At 63.4% G+C, this 18,164-nt stretch carries 15 protein-coding genes, 1 tRNA gene and 2 rRNA genes (1 of these 18 running past the window's edge); 9 read left to right on the top strand and 9 right to left on the bottom strand.

The features are described from left to right. Nucleotides 1-112: 112 nt before the first annotated feature. The 3 genes from K0P03_RS16340 to K0P03_RS16350 all read right to left on the bottom strand — a co-directional run bounded on the left by K0P03_RS16340 (nucleotide 113) and on the right by K0P03_RS16350 (nucleotide 3,393). Nucleotides 113-1,198, bottom strand: coding sequence for an extracellular solute-binding protein (locus tag K0P03_RS16340; RefSeq protein WP_272790115.1), 1,086 nt, complete (start codon nucleotides 1,196-1,198; stop codon nucleotides 113-115). 81 nt (nucleotides 1,199-1,279) lie between these two features. Beyond that, nucleotides 1,280-2,374 (bottom strand): agmatine deiminase family protein, encoded by a 1,095-nt coding sequence (locus tag K0P03_RS16345; RefSeq protein ID WP_272790116.1) that lies wholly within the window; start codon nucleotides 2,372-2,374, stop codon nucleotides 1,280-1,282. Next, the gene (locus K0P03_RS16350) at nucleotides 2,371-3,393 is read right to left on the bottom strand and encodes an agmatine deiminase family protein (protein WP_272790117.1); all 1,023 of its coding nucleotides are present in this window, start codon (nucleotides 3,391-3,393) and stop codon (nucleotides 2,371-2,373) included. The genes K0P03_RS16345 and K0P03_RS16350 overlap by 4 nt, the downstream gene beginning before the upstream one ends. 96 nt (nucleotides 3,394-3,489) lie before the next feature. Here K0P03_RS16350 and K0P03_RS16355 point away from each other — a divergent pair, with 96 nt between their 5' ends. After that, the gene (locus K0P03_RS16355) at nucleotides 3,490-4,380 is read left to right on the top strand and encodes a LysR family transcriptional regulator (protein WP_272790118.1); all 891 of its coding nucleotides are present in this window, start codon (nucleotides 3,490-3,492) and stop codon (nucleotides 4,378-4,380) included. A 34-nt stretch (nucleotides 4,381-4,414) separates the two neighbouring features. Here K0P03_RS16355 and K0P03_RS16360 read toward each other — a convergent pair whose 3' ends face one another. Continuing rightward, nucleotides 4,415-4,792 (bottom strand): hypothetical protein, encoded by a 378-nt coding sequence (locus K0P03_RS16360; RefSeq protein ID WP_023516767.1) that lies wholly within the window; start codon nucleotides 4,790-4,792, stop codon nucleotides 4,415-4,417. A 742-nt stretch (nucleotides 4,793-5,534) separates the two neighbouring features. Here K0P03_RS16360 and K0P03_RS16365 point away from each other — a divergent pair. Genes K0P03_RS16365 through K0P03_RS16400 form a run of 8 tightly spaced genes read left to right on the top strand, consistent with a single transcriptional unit; the run spans nucleotide 5,535 to nucleotide 14,867 of the window. Further along, a complete protein-coding gene (locus K0P03_RS16365; RefSeq protein ID WP_272790119.1) occupies nucleotides 5,535-7,028 on the top strand; it encodes a M81 family metallopeptidase in 1,494 nt (497 codons plus the stop codon). 29 nt (nucleotides 7,029-7,057) lie between these two features. Continuing rightward, nucleotides 7,058-9,079: a beta-N-acetylhexosaminidase gene (locus tag K0P03_RS16370; RefSeq protein ID WP_272790120.1), complete on the top strand. Its 2,022-nt coding sequence runs from the start codon at nucleotides 7,058-7,060 to the stop codon at nucleotides 9,077-9,079. 15 nt (nucleotides 9,080-9,094) lie between these two features. Next, nucleotides 9,095-9,592, top strand: coding sequence for a GNAT family N-acetyltransferase (locus tag K0P03_RS16375; protein WP_050746966.1), 498 nt, complete (start codon nucleotides 9,095-9,097; stop codon nucleotides 9,590-9,592). A 5-nt stretch (nucleotides 9,593-9,597) separates the two neighbouring features. Then, on the top strand, nucleotides 9,598-11,247 hold the full coding sequence (locus K0P03_RS16380; RefSeq protein WP_272790121.1) for an ABC transporter substrate-binding protein: 1,650 nt from the start codon (nucleotides 9,598-9,600) through the stop codon (nucleotides 11,245-11,247). 51 nt (nucleotides 11,248-11,298) lie between these two features. Then, complete coding sequence (locus tag K0P03_RS16385) at nucleotides 11,299-12,279, top strand: ABC transporter permease (RefSeq protein WP_050746964.1); 981 nt, start codon at nucleotides 11,299-11,301, stop codon at nucleotides 12,277-12,279. A 1-nt stretch (nucleotide 12,280) separates the two neighbouring features. Next, complete coding sequence (locus tag K0P03_RS16390) at nucleotides 12,281-13,171, top strand: ABC transporter permease (protein WP_443020560.1); 891 nt, start codon at nucleotides 12,281-12,283, stop codon at nucleotides 13,169-13,171. Next, the gene (locus K0P03_RS16395; protein WP_023514309.1) at nucleotides 13,168-13,971 is read left to right on the top strand and encodes an ABC transporter ATP-binding protein; all 804 of its coding nucleotides are present in this window, start codon (nucleotides 13,168-13,170) and stop codon (nucleotides 13,969-13,971) included. The genes K0P03_RS16390 and K0P03_RS16395 overlap by 4 nt, the downstream gene beginning before the upstream one ends. Further along, the gene (locus K0P03_RS16400; protein WP_272790122.1) at nucleotides 13,968-14,867 is read left to right on the top strand and encodes an ABC transporter ATP-binding protein; all 900 of its coding nucleotides are present in this window, start codon (nucleotides 13,968-13,970) and stop codon (nucleotides 14,865-14,867) included. The genes K0P03_RS16395 and K0P03_RS16400 overlap by 4 nt, the downstream gene beginning before the upstream one ends. A 220-nt stretch (nucleotides 14,868-15,087) precedes the next feature. On the opposite strand, the gene K0P03_RS16405 is transcribed toward K0P03_RS16400, so the two are convergent. The 5 genes from K0P03_RS16405 to K0P03_RS16425 all read right to left on the bottom strand — a co-directional run. Next, nucleotides 15,088-15,297 carry a hypothetical protein gene (locus K0P03_RS16405; RefSeq protein ID WP_023514307.1) on the bottom strand — a complete coding sequence of 70 codons (210 nt, stop codon included), beginning with the start codon at nucleotides 15,295-15,297 and terminating at the stop codon, nucleotides 15,088-15,090. Nucleotides 15,298-15,461: 164 nt separating this feature from the next. Continuing rightward, nucleotides 15,462-15,875 carry a DUF2793 domain-containing protein gene (locus K0P03_RS16410; protein ID WP_272790123.1) on the bottom strand — a complete coding sequence of 138 codons (414 nt, stop codon included), beginning with the start codon at nucleotides 15,873-15,875 and terminating at the stop codon, nucleotides 15,462-15,464. Between the two features lie 123 nt (nucleotides 15,876-15,998). Continuing rightward, nucleotides 15,999-16,075, bottom strand: a tRNA-Met gene (locus K0P03_RS16415). A gap of 269 nt (nucleotides 16,076-16,344) precedes the next feature. Then, a 5S ribosomal RNA gene (gene rrf, locus K0P03_RS16420) occupies nucleotides 16,345-16,459 on the bottom strand. 238 nt (nucleotides 16,460-16,697) lie between these two features. Next, nucleotides 16,698-18,164, bottom strand: a 23S ribosomal RNA gene (locus K0P03_RS16425) (it continues 1,332 nt past the right edge of the window).

Below are 18,164 nucleotides of genomic sequence, written 5' to 3' on the forward strand. Positions count from 1 at the left end.
GTTTTTATCCGCAAGGCCGGCGACACAGATCTCCGGCAGATGTTGCTAGACGTTTCTAGCCCTCGCATATCGTCCGGGCAATCTCCCACCGGCGCGGCGCCGCCCGGGTCGGCTACCGCAAGCCTTTCGCCCGATCCCAGGCCTGCGACCATATTTTTAGAGCCTTCTGGCTCAATGCCTTCGGCAGGTGCAGGCGCTTCTGATCCGCTTCGGAAGGGTAGAGATCGGGGTTCGTCCTGAGCGTTTCATCGAGAAGCGCGAGCGCGGCCTTGTTGGCAGTGGAAAAGCCCGTCTCGGTGGCTGCGACTGCAGCGATTTCCGGGCGCAGAAAGAAATCGATGAAGGTGTGAGCCGCATCCGGATGGGCCGCATCGGCAGGTATGGCAAGCACATCGGCCCAGACAAGATTACCTTCCTTTGCAAGACGATAGGTGACGGTAAACGGCTTGCCCGCCTCCTTCGCCCGGCTGCTGGCGATCAGCATGTCGCCGGAAAAGCCGATGGCAAGGCAAAGGCCGCCGTCGGCGAGATCGTTGACATAACTGGAGCTGTGGAACTTGCGCACATAGGGGCGGACCTTGGCGACCACTTCCACCGCTTTCTCCAGCTCCTCCTTGTCGGTCGTGTCGGGGTTCAGCCCGAGATAGATGAGGGCAAGGCCCAGCACCTGCTCGGCATCATCGAGCATGCCGACGCCGCACGAGGCGAACTTCTCGACGACGGCGGGATCGAAGACCATGCGCAGGGAATCGACCGGCGCGTCAGGCATGATCGCCTTGATCTTCTCCACATTGTACCCGACACCGGTCGTGCCCCACATCCAGGGAACGTTGTGGGCGTTGTCCGCGTCGACGCTTGCCCCACGTGCAAGGACAGCAGGATCGAGATTGCCGAGATTGGCTAGGCGCGCGCGATCCAGCGGCGCCCATATGCCGACGGGAAGCTGGCGCAGGAAATGCGGGGAGAGGTTGACGGTAACGAGGTCGTAACCCGACTTTCCCGTCAGCATCTTGGTCTCGACAATGTCGTTGGAATCGAACAGGTCGTAGGACACCTTGATGCCCGTCTCCTTCTCGAAGGCGGCGATCGATTGGGCGCTGAAGTAGGATTCCCAGGAGTAGAGGTAGAGAACCTTCTCTTCCGCCTGTGCCGCAGTCGTGAAAAGGCATGCCGTCGCAAGCGTGAGCCAGCGTTTCATGGTCATTCTCCGTTTCTGGTGTCGGTTCAATTTCCACCGCATTGTCCAACGCCGAAGCGCGCCGCTGCAGCGGGACATGCTCTATTCGGGCTGCTGCTGCGTGACGCAGTGGATGCCGCCGCCGTTTTCATAGATGCGGTCAACGTCGAGCTGGACGATGCGGCGACCCGGATGCAGCCGGCCGAGAACATCCTTGGCCAGCGTATCGGCCTTTCGGTCGCCGAATTGCGGCGTGTAGAGCGCACCGTTGCCGACATAGTAGTTCGCATAGCTGCTCAGGAAATCCTCGCTTTCCGAGCGAACCTCGGTCGCCGCGGGAATGGAGACGACTTCAAGCGCACGGCCGCGCGCATCGCGGGCCTTGGCGAGGATAGCGAGGGCCTCCTTGTGGGCACGCCCCCATTCCGACCTGTCGCCGGGATAGCTGCTGGCAATGACAAGGCCGGGCTCCACGAAGCGGAACGAACCGTCGATATGCCCGTCGGTGATATCGAGCCCGCGCACGCCAAGCACCCACAGCACGGTTTCGACGCCGAGCGCGGCCTTGAGGCGCCGCTCGATCTCGGCTCGGTCCAGTCCGGGATTGCGGTTGTCGTTTACCCAGCAGCTCTCGGTGAGGAGAAGCGTGCCGTCTCCGTCATACTCGAAGCCGCCACCCTCGCCGCAAAGTGCGGCATCGTGGTGTTCGACGCCGGCCAAGGCCGCGATCTTCGCGGCAAGCTTGCTGTCGCTGGCGTGCGCCTGCTTGCCGCCCCACGCGTTGAAGCCGAAATCGACGGCGGCGACACGCCCGTCGCCCGTGTGCACGAAGACCGGGGCACTGTCGCGCGCCCACATGTCGTCGGTCGGGATGTCGACGAGCTCGACCCGGGGGCCGCAAAGGCGCGCGGCCAGCGCGTGTTGCTTCGCCGGGGCCGCCATGGTGACAGGTTCGTTTTCGGCAATCGCCGCGGCCAGCCGGCCGAGCGTTTCCTGCACGCTCTCGAAATAGGCGCCGGGGCCACCGTAGAAAGCCGGCGTGCTCGGCCAGGCCATCCAGGTTCTTGCATGCGGTTCGGCTTCGGCGGGAACGGTCGGCATCCAGGTCTTCTCCTCTTGGGCACGGCTCGGCATTGCCGGCAGCAGCGCCAGGCCGGCGCTTGCCTGAACGAAGCGGCGGCGTGTCCAGGCGGTCACAGCGGCTGCTCCTGCGTAATGCAATGGATCGCCCCGCCGGCGGGAACGACGGCGCCGACATCGACGGTCACGATACGCCGGTCGGGGAAGGCCTTGGCAACGGCAGCCTTGGCTTCCTCGCCCGAGGGGCGGCCGAAGGTCGGCATCACGACGCCGCCATTGGCGAGCGCGAAGTTGATGTAGGAGCGCGCGAAGACCTCGCTGGCCGCCTCCACGTCATAGGCTTCCGGGATGGGGATGACCTCGAAGCTGCGGCCGCGCGCATCCGTCTGGCTTTTGAGCGTCGCCAGATTGTCGGCGAGGATGCGACCGTGCAGGTCGGCCGGATCGGGATTGTATTCGAACATGACGACACCCGGGCGCACGAAGCAACACATGCCGTCGACATGGCCGTCCGTTTCGAGATCGAGCGGATCACCGGGCAGCCAGACGACCTTTTCGACATTAAGCATGCGCAGGAGTTCCAGTTCCACCCAGGCCTTCGAGAGGCCCGGATTTCGGTTGGGATGGAGCAGGCTCGTCTCGGTGACGATCAAGGTCCCGTCACCGTCGCAAGCCAGCGAACCGCCTTCGCAGTGGAGGAACGAGCGGAACATCTCCGCCTCTTCATAGGCAAGCACGCGGCCGGCCAGCGCATCGTCAGCGTCGAAGGGTTCATGTTTGCGGCCCCAGGCATTGAACCGCCAGGAAACCCCGGCAAGCCCACCATCGGCCCGCTTCAGGAAGGTCGGACCGGAATCACGGATCCAGCAGTCGTCGATCGGCAGCGCCACGATCTCGATACCGTCACCAAGGAGCGTGCGCGCACTTTTCGTGTGCTCAGGATGGGCCACCATGCTGACCGGCTCGAACTGGGCGATGGCTTTTGCGACGTCGGCATAGGCACGCTGCATGTCCGCCAGGCGCGTGCCGTAGAGGTCCTGCCGATGCGGCCAGGCCATCCATGTCTTGGCATGGGGCTCGAATTCGCCCGGACGGCGCAGCTTCACCTGCGGTTGCGGCCGTATCGTCGTGTCCATGATTGACTCCTATTCATGTATGGCGCTCATTATCTGCCCAATGGAGTGCCGATACAAACGAGAAGCATTCCTGCTTATGATGAATGGATTTCATGTATGATCAAATTCCGACACATTCCCCCGACGCAGTTCCTGAAGGGGTTCGAGGCCGCGGCGCGGCTTGAGAGCTTCAGCCGGGCCGCCGAGGAGGTCGGCCTGACGCAATCGGCCATCAGCCACCAGATGCGCCTGCTTGAAGCCCAGATCGGCCAGCCGCTGTTCCTGCGTATCGGCCGGGAGGTGCGCCTCACGGACGCGGGTCGGGATTATCACCGCACGGTGCGACGCAGCCTGGAGATGATGGAGGAAGGTTACCGGCGCCTGGAGCCCTACCGCAAGCCCGGCAGCGTCGTCATCTATGCACCGCGGGATTTCACGCGGCGCTGGCTCCTGCCGCGTCTTCCATCGCTGAAGGCGGCCGCGCCGGCCTGCGAGCCGTGGCTCGACAGCAGCGGCGCGGCCGTCGATTTCGAGACGATGGAGGCGGACATCGCCATCATCCACGCGCCCGAGCCACCGGCCGGCTGCGAAAGCCTTCTGATCGGGCACGACCATCTGTCGCCCACCGCTCTACCCGCCCTTGCCCGGGAACTTCGAAAACCTGCCGATCTCCTGTCGGCGCCGCTCATTCACGAAGAGGGCCCTGTGGGTTGGCCCGACTGGCTCGGTCATGTGGGCATCGATGCGGGGTCCGCCTGGAAGGGCACGAATTTCAGTGATCGCGACATTGCCCTTGCCGCAGCCGAACTCGGCCAGGGGGTCGCCCTTGCCAGCCTGCTTCTTGCTGACACCGCACTCTCATCCGGTGCGCTGGCGCGTCCCTTTGGCGAGACCGTCTCTTCCGGCCTTTCCTGGTACGCCCTTTCCATCCCCCGGAAGCTGGCGGACGACGACGTACGGGATGCCTGGCGGTGGTTATCGACGCAGGTCGCCGCCGATCCCCGATGAGGCCTCGCTGGCCTGGACGTTCGGGCGACGGCCCTCAGACTTCGAAAACGTCGTCGAAGGATTCCGGGAAAGTCTGGCGGGCGGTCTTCTCGTTGATGACGAGCAGGGCCTCATAGGAGAGCGGATCGAAGTCCTTTTCGGCAGGCAGGACTTCGCGGCCGAAGAGAAGGTTGAGGCGCGCAGCATCGAGATTGCCGCGCTCGAAGGGCTCCGCACCGAAATGATGCCAGAGGGCATGGAGGAAGGCCGCGTCGATGCGGTGCTCGGCCGTGCCCGGCCGCGCTCGACGAGGAAGGGCCTTGATCGGCGTCACGCCTCGTGGATTGGCGCGCCTGATGGTGAACTGGACCCCCGTGCCCGGCATGCCGGACGGGAAGCCGCGATGTTTCGTCATGTCGGGTACGTCCGCCATCCGTCTCTCCTTCTTCGAGCCCCTTCTAACCGATCCGGCCCGGTCGGGAAACCTCAGAAACGGGGTCGGACTTCAACAGCGGCGGGGCGACAATACCGTGGAAAGACCGGGACAGGGAGGGCCGCCAAGCCAAATCTTGCCGACCCGAGGCGTATCCGCCGATCCATAGCGACGAGGGTGGTAACGCTGTTTTTGCTGGGGGCGTGGCGATGGGCAGTCTGACAAAAACCCTGTCCCGCCGCATGGATATTTCAGAAAAAAATTTCACGCCCTTTCACGTCCTTTTCCCGTATTACGACGACAACCCTTGCATTGCGATGAAACCCGCAGGCCTTTTCCGGCACCGATTTTCACCCTTCATCAGACACCTCCCGACGGCTCCGATCGGTTGCAACTTCGGCAGGCGTCCGGGAATGGCTTGATATTCAAGCGGGATTCGAATGCCGCGAAGGTCCTTGCAAATTTTCTGCTGCGATTGCCGCCGTGAAATTTTTCCCGCCCGCACGGCAAAAAGAAAACAGATTACACGATTGCGGAGTCAACTGGGTGAATCCATTGACTTCCGAAGAAATTGCCGCATTATCGAGAAAACAAATTACATCGCCTCTGCGATGATCACTGACGGGAACTTTGCGATCCAGAACACGGCTTCCTGCCGTTCGGCCAGGCACACCGGCGCGGCACGCGCCGGGCGATGACGGCCGGGCATCGGCCGGCCTGGACGCCTGCGGAACGGACGCCCATGCGCATCTTCACGGCCTCGCTTGCCACCGAGACCAACACCTTCTCCCCCGTCCCCACGGACATGAACGCCTTCAAGGCCGCCTTCTATGCCGGTCCGGGCGAGCATCCCGACACGCCCACGCTCTGCTCCTCCGTCGTGCCGATCCTGCGCCGGCGCGGCCGGGCCGAAGGCTTTACCGTCATCGAGGGCACCGCCTGCTGGGCCGAGCCCGCCGGCCTCATCCAGCGCCGCACCTTCGAGACCCTGCGCGACCGGATCCTCGGCGAGTTGCAGGCCGCCCTGCCGGTCGATGCCGTCGTGCTCGGCCTGCATGGCGCCATGGTCGCCCAGGGCTACGACGACCCGGAGGGCGACCTGCTCGAGCGGGTCCGCGCGATCGTCGGGCCCGACGTGCTGGTTGCCGCCGAGTTCGACCCGCACAGCCATCTCACCGCCCGGCGCGTCGCTCATCTCGACCTGATGGCGACCTTCCTCGAATTCCCGCACACCGACTTCGAGGAGCGCGGCGAACATGTCGTCGAGCTCGCCCTGCGCACGCTGCGCGGCGAGATCCGCCCCGTCATCTCCACCTTCGACTGCCGCATGATCACCATCTATCCGACGAGCCGCGAGCCGATGCGCTCCTTCGTCGACCGCTTGAAGGCGATGGAGGGCAAGGACGGCATCCTCTCCATCTCCGTCATCCATGGCTTCATGGCCGGCGACGTGCCGGACATGGGCACGCGCATCGTCGTCGTCACCGACGGCGACAGGGCGAAGGGCGCGGCGCTGGCGCAAAGCCTCGGCCACGAACTCTACGGCCTGCGCCACAAGACGGCGATGCCGATGTTCGACACGGAGGCCGGGCTCGACCGGGCGCTTGCCGTGCGCGCCGAACGGCCGGACGTGCCCGTCGTCATCGCCGACGTCTGGGACAATCCGGGCGGCGGGGTGGCGGGCGATGCCACCTATATCCTGCGCCGCATGATGGCGCGGGGCTTGGACAATGTCGCCGTGGCGACGATCTGGGATCCCATCGCCGTCTCCTTCTGCCATGCGGCGGGGGAAGGCGCCGAGCTTGCGCTGCGCCTCGGCGGCAAGTCGGGGCCGGAGGGCGGCGAGCCGCTCGACCTCACCGTCACCGTCCAGGCCGTGTTCGACGCCGGCTGGCAGAGCTTTCGCAACAGCCGGGTGACGCTCGGCCCTGCCGCCGTCGTGCGCCCGCGCGGCTCGACGATCGACATCGTGCTGATCACCAGCCGCACCCAGACCTACGAGCCCGACATCTTCGCCAACCAGGGCATCGACTTCACCCAGAAAGCCTTCCTCCTGGTCAAGTCCACCAACCATTTCCACGCAGGCTTCCAGCCGGTCTCCTCCCAGATCGTCTATGTCGCCGCACCCACCTCCTACCCGACCGATCCCGCAACGACACCCTACAAAAAAGCCAGCCTAAATATCTGGCCACGCGTCAACGATCCGCTCGGGCTTGAGCCAGGCGCCGCGGCCTGATCCCCTTTTCATAACCAAGGATTTTTCTGATGACCGGCCCCGTCGATCCCACCCATTCCCTGCTCTTCGAAACGCTCTGGACGCCGGCGGCCGGCACGGAAGCGCCCATCTATACGATACGCCTCACCAATCTCGGCGCGACGCCGCTGACCGGCTTCGTGCTGTGCTTCAGCGGCCCGGCCCGGCTGCAGGCAGGCGCGGCGATCGAGAACGGCCGGCTGGTGCGGCGCTTTTCCAACCACAGCACCATCGCACCGCCCGACGGCTTCGTGCTGGCCCCGGGTGCGACCTGGGAGGCGAGCAGCCGCCAGCTTTCCTATCCGCTGCGCCACTGGAGCGACGGCGCGCGCAACGCCTATGTCGTTGGGGCCGAGGGAACGATCCTGCCGGCGCGCGTGCTGCCCACCGTCTCCAACGTCGCAGACAATGCGCCGCGCCGCGGCACGGCCCGCGCGCCGGTTCCGCTGAACGCGCCGCAGCCGCTGTCGATCGTTCCCTGGCCGAAGGAGGTCACCGGCATTGCCGGCGGACAGGTGCCGCACGGGCTCGCCCTTGCGAGGGGCTCGGCCGCGGCTGCCGAAGCGGGCGATGCCTTCCGCGATATCACAGCACGGCTTTTCCCGGGTGAAGGGCTGGTGCGGGACAGCCACCAGGGCGGCCTTCCGGTACGTTTTGCCGAACGGGCGGGCGAAGCGGAGGCCTACCGCCTGGATTTCGCCGCCGATGGTGTGCTCGTCACGGCGGCTGCGCCTGCAGGTTTCCTCTACGGACTGATCACGCTCGGCCAGATTTTCCGTGGTGCCCGGCGCCACCCGGCCACCTTTCTGTTTCCGGTGGCGGGCAGCATCGAGGATTCGCCGCGCATGGGCTTCCGCGGCTGCCATCTCGACGTGGCGCGGCAGTTCTATGCCGGCGCGGAGGTCAAGCAGTTCCTTGCGATCCTCGCCTGGAACAAACTCAACCGCTTCCACTGGCATCTCACCGACGACGAGGCCTGGCGCATCGAGATCACCGCCTACCCGCAGCTGACGGAAAAGGCCGCCTGGCGGGGCCATGCCCTCTCCGTGCCGCCGCTCTTCGGCTCTGGCCCCTTCGCGACGGGCGGCTACTACACCCAGGACGAGGTGCGCGAGATCGTGGCGCATGCCTGCCGCTATGGCATTGACGTCATTCCGGAAATCGACGTGCCCGGTCACAGCTTCGCCCTGCTGCAGGCGCTGCCGGAACTGCGTGATCCGGACGAGACCGGCGAATATGCCTCCGTGCAGGGCATGCCGAACAATTGCCTCAACCCCGCCCAGCCGAAAGCCATCGCCTTCATGGAAACGGTGATGCGCGAGCTTGCCGGCCTCTTTCCTGCCGGCATCCTGCATGTCGGGGCGGACGAGGTACCGCTCGGGGCCTGGTCCGGCTCGCCAATGGCGCTCGCCATGCTTGCCGATCTTGCCGGCGGGGATGCGGCCCGTTCCCATGCGCGACACAACAATGTCGAGACCAACCATGACGGCGCCGACGATATCGAGGGCGCGACGACCGCCGTGCTGCAGGCCGCCTTCCTGCGGCAGGTGCATGCGAGCGTCAAGGCGCTCGGCTGCGTCACCGGCGGCTGGCAGGAGGCAGCGCATGGCGACGTGCTCGACAAGGCCTCGTCCTATCTCATCGGCTGGCGCGATGTGCCGGTCAGTGCGCGTCTTGCGGGAGAAGGCTACGACATCGTCGTGGCACCGGGCCAAGCCTACTATCTCGACATGGGCCAATCCACCGACTGGAACGAGCCCGGTGCCGGCTGGGCAGGCTCCCCGTCCCCGCGCGACACCTATGATTTCGACCCCGTCGAAGGCTGGACCGTAGAGCAGTTGACCCGCTTCAAGGGCATTCAGGCCTGCATCTGGAACGAATCCATGGCCGACCGCGCGATCTTCGATCGTCTCGTCTTCCCGCGCCTGTCGGCCATTGCCGAAACGGCCTGGACACCCTGGGGGCAGAAGGACTGGGACCGCTTCATCGTCAACGCGGCGCTGATGCCCAACCTCTATGGCCACTGGGCCTGACGGAGAGCGGAACCGATGCCCGACCTCCTGGTCAATCTCCATTCGCAAAAGTTCGCGGCGCTCGCCGCCCGGCCGCCGGTGGAGGGCGTCGCGATCCGTCCGGCGCTGGCGCCGGAAATGGCGTTGGTCGTCGATTGGGTGCGTGCGCACTTTTCCGACAACTGGGCGAGCGAAGTGACGGTCGCCTTTTCGCGCCGGCCTGTCGCCTGCCTCGTTGCGGTGTCGGAGGGGCGGCTTCTCGGCTTTGCCTGCTACGACATCGTGGCGCGCGGCTTCTTTGGGCCAACCGGCGTACATCCCGATGCGCGCGGGAGGGGTGTGGGTGTGGCGCTGCTTGCCGGCGCGCTCTCGGCGCTCAAGGCCGACGGCTATGCCTATGCGGTGATCGGCGATGCCGGGCCGGTGGATTTTTATGCGGGCACGGTCGGCGCGATGCCGATCCCCGCGGAAGACAAGGGCGTCTACGAGGGCATGCTGCGCCGCCCGAAACCCGACAGTTCTAGAGAGGAGTGAGCGACATGAAGTTCCATACCCTGACGGCCGTTGCGGCCTTGATGCTCGGCGCCGCGCCTGCGGTTGCCCAGACCGTGCTGACCGTGAACATCGAGCCCGCGACGACGTGGGTGCGTAACTTCAACCCCTTCAACCAGACGTCCGCGCGCCAGAGCACGCTCGATTTCATCTATGAACCGCTGGTCATCTTCAATCAGTTCGACAGCAACAAGCCGGTCTATCGCCTTGCCGAAAGCTTCACGCTTTCCGACGACCTGAAGAGCATCGAGTTCAAACTGCGCGCCGGTCTGAAATGGTCCGACGGCCAGCCGCTGACCGCCGAGGACGTCAAGTTCAGCTTCGATCTCGTGAAGGCATTCCCGGCGCTGGATTTCGTCAGCATCTGGACGCAGATCGACGGCGTCGAGGTGGCGGATGCCCAGACCGTGCGCTTCACCATGAAGGCGCCGACCTCGCTTGCCGCCGAAACGCTGGTGCAGATCCCGATCGTGCCGCAGCATGCCTGGAAGGACGTCGCCGATCCCGTCACCTTCTCCAACGAGACGCCGGTCGGCAGCGGCCCGATGACGGAGATTGCCCGCTTCACCGGCCAGACCTACGACCAGTGCCGCAACCCGAACTATTGGGACGCCGAGCACCTCAAGGTCGACTGCATGCGCTTCCCGCAGCTTGCCGACAACAACCAGATCCTGACCGCGACGGTGGACGGTACGCTCGACTGGGGCGTCTCCTTCATCCCCGATATCGAGAAGGTCTATGTCGGCAAAAACCCGGAGCATTTCCACTACTGGTATTCGCCGAGCAGCATGGTGGCCTTCGTCTTCAACCAGGAAAGCGCCAATGCGGACAATCGCAAGGCCTTTTCCGACCTGAAGTTCCGCCAGGCCGTTTCCATGGCGCTCGACCGGCAGGGCATGGTCGATATCGCCGGCTACGGCTATCCGACGCTCAACCAGGATCCGGGCCTGATGGGCGAACTCTACAAGGCTTGGGCCGATCCGTCCGTCACGGCCGATTTCGGCAAGTTCGCAACCTATGACGAGGCGGCGGCCGCGGCGCTTCTCGACGAGGCCGGCTATGTCGACAAGGATGGCGACGGCATGCGCGACAACCCCGACGGGACGAAGATCGCCTTCTCGATCATCGTCCCGGCCAGCTGGACCGACTGGATCGACACCGTCAACATCGCCATCGACAATATGAAGGCGGTCGGTATCGATGCCAAGATCGAGACGCCGGAAGAAGCCGTCTGGAGCCAGAACCTGATCTCGGGCAAGTTCGACGCCGCCATCAACAGCCTGCCGGCCGCCGCCTCGCCCTACTACCCCTACAAGCGTGCCTTCACCGAGGCCGACAAGGGCAAGACGCGGTTTACCTCGCAGCGCTGGTTCAATGCGGATGTCGAAAAGCTTATCGGGGAGTTCACCCATACGGCCGATCTCGAAAAGCAGAAGGCGATCATGAACAAGGCCCAGCGCATCGTGGCGGAGAACCTGCCGCTGATGCCGGTGTTCAACAACCCGAACTGGTACCAGTACAACACGAGCCGGTTCACCGGCTGGTCGACGAAGGAGACCCCCTTCGCCAACCCGTCGATCACCAAGAACAACCGCGCGCGTCTTCTGAACCTCCTGGCTCTCCAGCCGGTTCCGTGATCCGTCCATAGAGGAGGCGGGGACCGTAACAGGCCCCGCCGGTTCCAGGCCATGCCTTTCCTGCTTCGCCGAATCCTGTTCTATCTCGCTGCTTTCATTGCCGCAGCGACGATCAACTTCTTCCTACCACGCCTGATGCCGGGCGATCCGGTGGCGCTGATGTTTTCCTCCGCGGCCTCGGAACTGCCCCCGGAAAGCCTGGAGGCATTGAAGCTGACCTTCGGCTTCGTCGACGGGCCGCTCTGGGAACAGTACCTCACCTATCTCTCCAGCATCTTCACCGGCGACCTCGGTGTTTCGGTGAAATACTTCCCGCTGCCGGTGACGGACCTGCTCGGGCGGGCGCTCTTGTGGACCGTCGGCCTCGTCGGCACGGCGACGCTGATTTCCTTCGTGCTTGGCAGTTTCCTCGGTATGGTCGCCGCCTGGCGGCGCGGCAGCCGGCTCGATGTGGTGGTGTCGGTCTCGGCGATCTTCGCCACCTCCATTCCGGCGGTCGTCACCTCGCTCGTCGCGCTCTTCGTCTTCGGCTTCACGCTGGGCTGGTTCCCGACGGGCTATGCGCATGACCCGGCGCTCGATCCGTCCTTCAGCCTCGCCTTTTTCGCCAGCGTCGCTCACCACGCCATCCTGCCGCTCATCACGCTCTGCTTCGTCCTGACCGGCGGCTTCACCGTGACCATGCGCAACAACATGATCAACCTGCTCGGGCAGGATTATGTGGTGATGGCCCGCGCCAAGGGGCTTTCCGACCGGCGCGTCATGGTCTGGTATGCGGCGCGCAATGCGCTGCTGCCCACGGTTTCCAGCCTCGCCATCGCGCTTGGCACCGTGCTCGGCGGCTCGCTGGTGACCGAGGTCGTGTTCAACTATCCCGGCCTCGGCAACACGCTCTACCAGGCGATCCTCGCCCGCGACTACCCGGTCATCCAGGGCCAACTCCTCGTCATGACTGCCGCCATGCTGGTGTCCAATTTCATCGTCGATGTCAGCTATGTGCTGCTCGACCCGCGTCTGAAGGGGAGTGGCTGACATGGGCCAGCTCTTGATCGGCCTTCGCCGCAACCGAAAGGCGCTCGTCGGCCTTGCCATCGTGCTCCTGATCGTGCTGGTCGCGGTCGCAGCACCGCTGCTAACGGAATACAATCCCGCCGGCCGCACCGGTCGGCCGCACCAGTCGCCCTCGGCGGAGCATATTCTCGGCACGACCCGCCTCGGACAGGATGTCTGGGCACGGCTCATCTACGGCGCACAGACCTCGCTTGCCGTGGGTTTCGCCGCAGGCCTGCTCATCACCGTCATCGGCACCACGCTCGGCATCATCGCCGGCTATCGCGGCGGCAAGACGGACGAGGTGATCAGCTTCTTCACCAACATGGTGCTGGTCGTGCCAAACCTGCCGCTGCTGCTCGTCATCGCCTCCTTCGTCGGCCAGGCGGGCCCTATGGTCATCGCGCTCATCCTCGGCCTCACCTCCTGGGCCTGGGGCGCGCGCGTCACAAGGGCCGAAACGCTCTCCGTCAAGCAGCGGGACTTCGTGAAGGCCGCCGAGATGATGGGCGAGCCACAATGGCGCATCATGGCCTTCGAGATCTTGCCGAACGTGTTTTCCATCGTCGGCATCAATTTCATCGGCAGCGTCATCTTCGCCGTCATCACCGAGGCGACGCTGGAGTTCCTTGGGCTCGGTGATCCCAACGTCATCTCCTGGGGCACCATGCTCTACAACGCGCAGAAGGCCTCCGCCCTTTCGGTGGGCGCCTGGTGGGACATCCTTGCGCCCTGCCTGGCGCTGGCGCTGCTCGGCATCGGCCTGTCGCTGCTCAACTTCGCGGTGGACGAGATCGCCAACCCACGGCTACGCACCGGCGGGCGCCTCGCCCGCTGGACGAGCCTCGTCAAATCCGGGGAGGGACGCCTGTGAGCGACGCGCTGCTTTCCGTCAAGAATCTCACGATCGACTACATCGGCACGGAGACGGATTTCCGCGCGGTGGACGACGTCTCCTTCGATGTCGCACCGGGCGAAGTCTTTGGGCTTGCCGGGGAATCGGGCTGCGGCAAGAGCACCATCGCCTTCGCCGTCAGCCGGTTGCATGGCCCGCCGGCACTGATCCGCAAGGGCAGCGAGATCCGCCTCGCCGATCGCGACGTGCTCGGCCTCGACAAGCGCGCGCTCGCCGATTTCCGTTGGCGCGAGGTGGCCATGGTGTTCCAGAGTGCGATGAATTCGCTGAACCCCGTGCTGCGCGTCGAGGAACAGTTCTACGACGTGTTGCGCACCCATACCGGCTGTGCGCGCAGCGAGGCACGCGACCGCACCGCCGAGATGCTGCGGCTCGTCGACATCAAGCCGGAGCGCATGCGTGACTATCCACACCAGTTCTCCGGCGGCATGCGCCAGCGCATCGTGATCGCCATCTGCATGGCGCTCGATCCCAAGCTCGTCGTCATGGACGAGCCGACGACGGCGCTCGACGTGGTGGTGCAGCGCGAGATCCTCCAGCGGATCGACGAGCTGCGCCGCCAGCGCGGTTTCTCCGTGCTGTTCATCACCCACGATCTCGGCCTCATGGTGCAGTTCTGCGACCGCATCGGTGTCATGCTGTCGGGCAGGATGGTGGAGCAAGGGCCCTCGGAAGCGATCTTCCGCACGCCGCAGCACGATTATACGAAGAGGCTCTGGGCCTCGTTCCCCTCACTCAAGGGAGGTGTGCTCGGATGAACGACCCGCTTCTGCGCTTTGACAATGTCAGCAAGACCTTCGGCAGCCCCACGGGCGGCGTGCGCGCCGCACGCTCGGTCAATTTCACGCTTCACAGCGGGAGGGCGCTTGCTATCGTCGGGGAATCGGGCAGTGGCAAGACGACCTGTGCGCGCATGGCCATGCTGGAATATCTGCCGACGAGCGGCCGCATGCTGTTCAGGGGTGAGCCGACGGCAGGGCGGCATGGCCGCGACCTTGCCGCCTACCGGCAGGCCGTCCAGATGATCTTCCAGGATCCCTTCGCCTCGCTCAACCCGGCGCACACCATCGCCTACCATCTGAAGCGAACGCTGCGCCTACATCGCCCGGACATCCGGTCCGCCGATCTCGATGCTGCCGTCCTCGAGCAGCTTGCCAGCGTCAAGCTCGATCCTGCCATCGTCGCCCCGAAATATCCGCATGAGCTTTCCGGCGGCCAGCGCCAGCGCGTCAACATTGCCCGTGCGCTTTCGGCCCGCCCGCAGGTCCTTGTTGCCGACGAGCCCACCTCCATGCTCGATGTCTCGGTACGCCTCGGCGTGCTGAACCTGCTCAACGAGATGAAGACGGCCCGCAATCTCGGCCTCCTCTACATCACCCACGATATCGCCACGGCCCGCTATGTCGCGGAAGACATCGCCGTCATGTACAGCGGCCAGATCGTCGAATGGGGCGATTGCGGCGCGGTCATCGACAATCCGCAGCATCCCTATACGAAGCTGCTGCTGTCGGCGGTGCCCGATCCGGAGCGCCGCTTCTCCGATGCGGTATCGCGGATCGATCCCGGTGCAGTGGACGCCGTTCGCCGCGTTGCGGCGAAGGAGCAGAGTGAGGTGGTGACGGTCGGCGAAAATCACTTCGCCCTGGCCGTCTGATGCAGGCCTTCGGGCTTGTTGGCGACTAGCTTCACCTAGCCCACTCAGTAAGCGTAGCCTGACACAGACGCACCTCTGTGAATAGGTATTGTCTGCGCGCCCTGCTTCATGCTTGAACCTGATTGTAAGAGAAGACCCGGGAGCGCCTCGTATCGCTCGACCGGGTCCCTGCGCGATCGGTGCGGCTTGGGCATCGCGTCCGCTCGCGCAGTGTCCCCCGTCAGCGAGCTGGCGGGAGAATGGCATTGCGCTCGCGACAACGGACGAGCGCCGCATGCAGGATGCGCCGGGCGCGATACGCATCCAGGGGAACGGGCTGGTTATGGCGATGGATCCAGTCCAGTCGGCTGTCGATGTCCTTGATGGCACGGGCAAGACGCTGCGCTGGGGTAGGGTCATTGGTCAGACGGTGAACGGTCTGCATGGGCATGAAATGGCACCTCGAATCGGCTCCATCATGGAGCGGTGCCACGTTTACCCGGCCATTCACGGAGGCCTAGCTACCCTTGATTGTATGTGGCGATCGACTCTGCGACAGGTAAACAAATGGCTGCTGACGTGCCGAAATGAGACATAGATTGCGGGTCGCGCGTGTCAAAGGGCGACAGCGAACCTGTTTGTTAGATCGGCGGCTGTATTGATACCGAGGCGGTTTTGGTTGGCTGTATTGACGGTTGCGCTGGTCCAGGCGCGGTGCTGGAAGGCGAGCATGGTGTTTTCGTCTGTGGCATAGGCGATCCAGCCTTCTCTGGGTTGATAGAAGGTCCAGACGGCGTCCTGCCATGCGGCTATGGCGTTTTGGCTGCCGGCCCAGGCGCCGGTTGCGGCTGCGGGCACGATGTATCGATCGCCGGCGGCAGGGTTTGCCGGCGGGCTTGCGAGGCTCCTGCTTTTGACGGCGAGATGGAGGAGGGCATCGATGGTCTTGATGGCCTCGTTGTGGGTCACATGTTTCTGGGCCTGTGCGGGGATGATGTAGGGGAGATTGAGGTTTTCGGACGCGTCCATGGTTTCCGTCTCCGTTGCCGATTTCGTTGGCATTATAGGGCTGCGGCTAGCGGGGTGGAAAAGGGGGGTTGTTTTGGGGCTTCAAACGCAAAAAGCCCTCCGCGAAGGGAGGGCTTTTAGATTTGGTTGCGGGGGCAGGATTTGAACCTGCGGCCTTCAGGTTATGAGCCTGACGAGCTACCGGGCTGCTCCACCCCGCGTTACCCGGTTTTGCCGGAGGCAAAATACCGCGACGATTGTCTCGTCCTGAACGCTTTTTCCCGGTCCGGTTTTTGCCGGAGGCAAAACACCGTTGTATTTCTGTGGCCTCGCACCGAGGTCTGGAAAGCACAAAGGCCGCTTGAAGCGGCCCTTTGGTTTCGGCAGGGCCGAATGCGTGTCGAGAAGATCGTTGTCGGTATTTTACCTTGCGGTAAAAACCTGTCGGTATTTGTCTTTCGACAAAACCTGCTCACATTGCCTTTAGCAGACCTGGCAGCGACCTACTCTCCCGCGTCTTAAGACGAAGTACCATTGGCGCTGGGGCGTTTCACGGCCGTGTTCGGAATGGGAACGGGTGCGGCCACCCCGCCATGACCACCAGGTCGGCTAAGGGCAATGTGATGAGAAGCTGGTAGAAGGGGATGCCTTCATTTGTCTTATTTTATGAACACGTCTTTTTCTTCTGTGGGCAACGGAGCGTAGCTCCGCAAGACCAGAGGCCGTCGCGCCCCGGTTTTTGCAAAGCAAAATACCGTATGGCGCGGCCCGTCCGGAGCACTGCGTGCGTCAGGACAGAAGAGATGGCTCATCGAATTTATTCGATGAGCATGAACAATGAGAACGATCAAGCCAATCGAGCTATTAGTACCGGTAAGCTTCACACATTGCTGCGCTTCCACACCCGGCCTATCAACGTGGTCGTCTTCCACGGCTCTCAAGGGAATACTCGTTTTCAGGTTGGTTTCCCGCTTAGATGCCTTCAGCGGTTATCCATTCCATATATAGCTACCCTGCTATGCCCTTGGCAGGACAACAGGTCCACCAGAGATATGTCCATCCCGGTCCTCTCGTACTAGGGACAGATCCTGTCAATATTCCTACACCCACGGCAGATAGGGACCGAACTGTCTCACGACGTTCTGAACCCAGCTCACGTACCGCTTTAATTGGCGAACAGCCAAACCCTTGGGACCTGCTCCAGCCCCAGGATGCGATGAGCCGACATCGAGGTGCCAAACAACCCCGTCGATATGGACTCTTGGGGGTCATCAGCCTGTTATCCCCGGCGTACCTTTTATCCGTTGAGCGATGGCCCTTCCACGCGGGACCACCGGATCACTATGACCGACTTTCGTCTCTGCTCGACTTGTCAGTCTCGCAGTCAGGCGGGCTTATGCCATTGCACTCGACGACCGATTTCCGACCGGTCTGAGCCCACCATCGCGCGCCTCCGTTACTCTTTCGGAGGCGACCGCCCCAGTCAAACTACCCACCATACACTGTCCCGGACCCGGATGACGGGCCGCGGTTAGACATCCATGACGATAAGGGTGGTATTTCAAGGATGGCTCCACGCAAACTGGCGTCCGCGCTTCAAAGCCTACCACCTATCCTACACATGCCGACACGAATGCCAGTGTAAAGCTATAGTAAAGGTGCACGGGGTCTTTCCGTCTAACCGCAGGAACCCCGCATCTTCACGGGGAATTCAATTTCACTGAGTCTCTGCTGGAGACAGCGGGGAAGTCGTTACGCCATTCGTGCAGGTCGGAACTTACCCGACAAGGAATTTCGCTACCTTAGGACCGTTATAGTTACGGCCGCCGTTTACTGGGGCTTCGATTCAAAGCTTGCACCTCTCCTCTTAACCTTCCAGCACCGGGCAGGCGTCAGACCCTATACGTCGTCTTGCGACTTCGCAGAGCCCTGTGTTTTTGATAAACAGTCGCTACCCCCTGGTCTGTGCCACCCCAAAATACTTGCGTACCTTGGGGTCACGCTTCTTCCGAAGTTACGCGTGCAATTTGCCGAGTTCCTTCAGCAGAGTTCTCTCAAGCGCCTTGGTATGCTCTACCTGACCACCTGTGTCGGTTTCGGGTACGGTCTATACGGTGGAGCTATTTCCTGGAACCGCTTCCCCGCCCAGACAATCCAATAAGTCTGAACAAGTTACGCAATCCGTCACTACCACCAGGCCCACGAATATTAACGTGGTTCCCATCGACTACGCGTGTCCGCCTCGTCTTAGGGGCCGGCTAACCCTGCTCAGATTAACTTTAAGCAGGAACCCTTGGTCTTTCGGCGAGA

Source organism: Shinella sp. HY16 (assembly GCF_028534175.1).
In the GTDB taxonomy this organism is placed as follows: domain Bacteria; phylum Pseudomonadota; class Alphaproteobacteria; order Rhizobiales; family Rhizobiaceae; genus Shinella.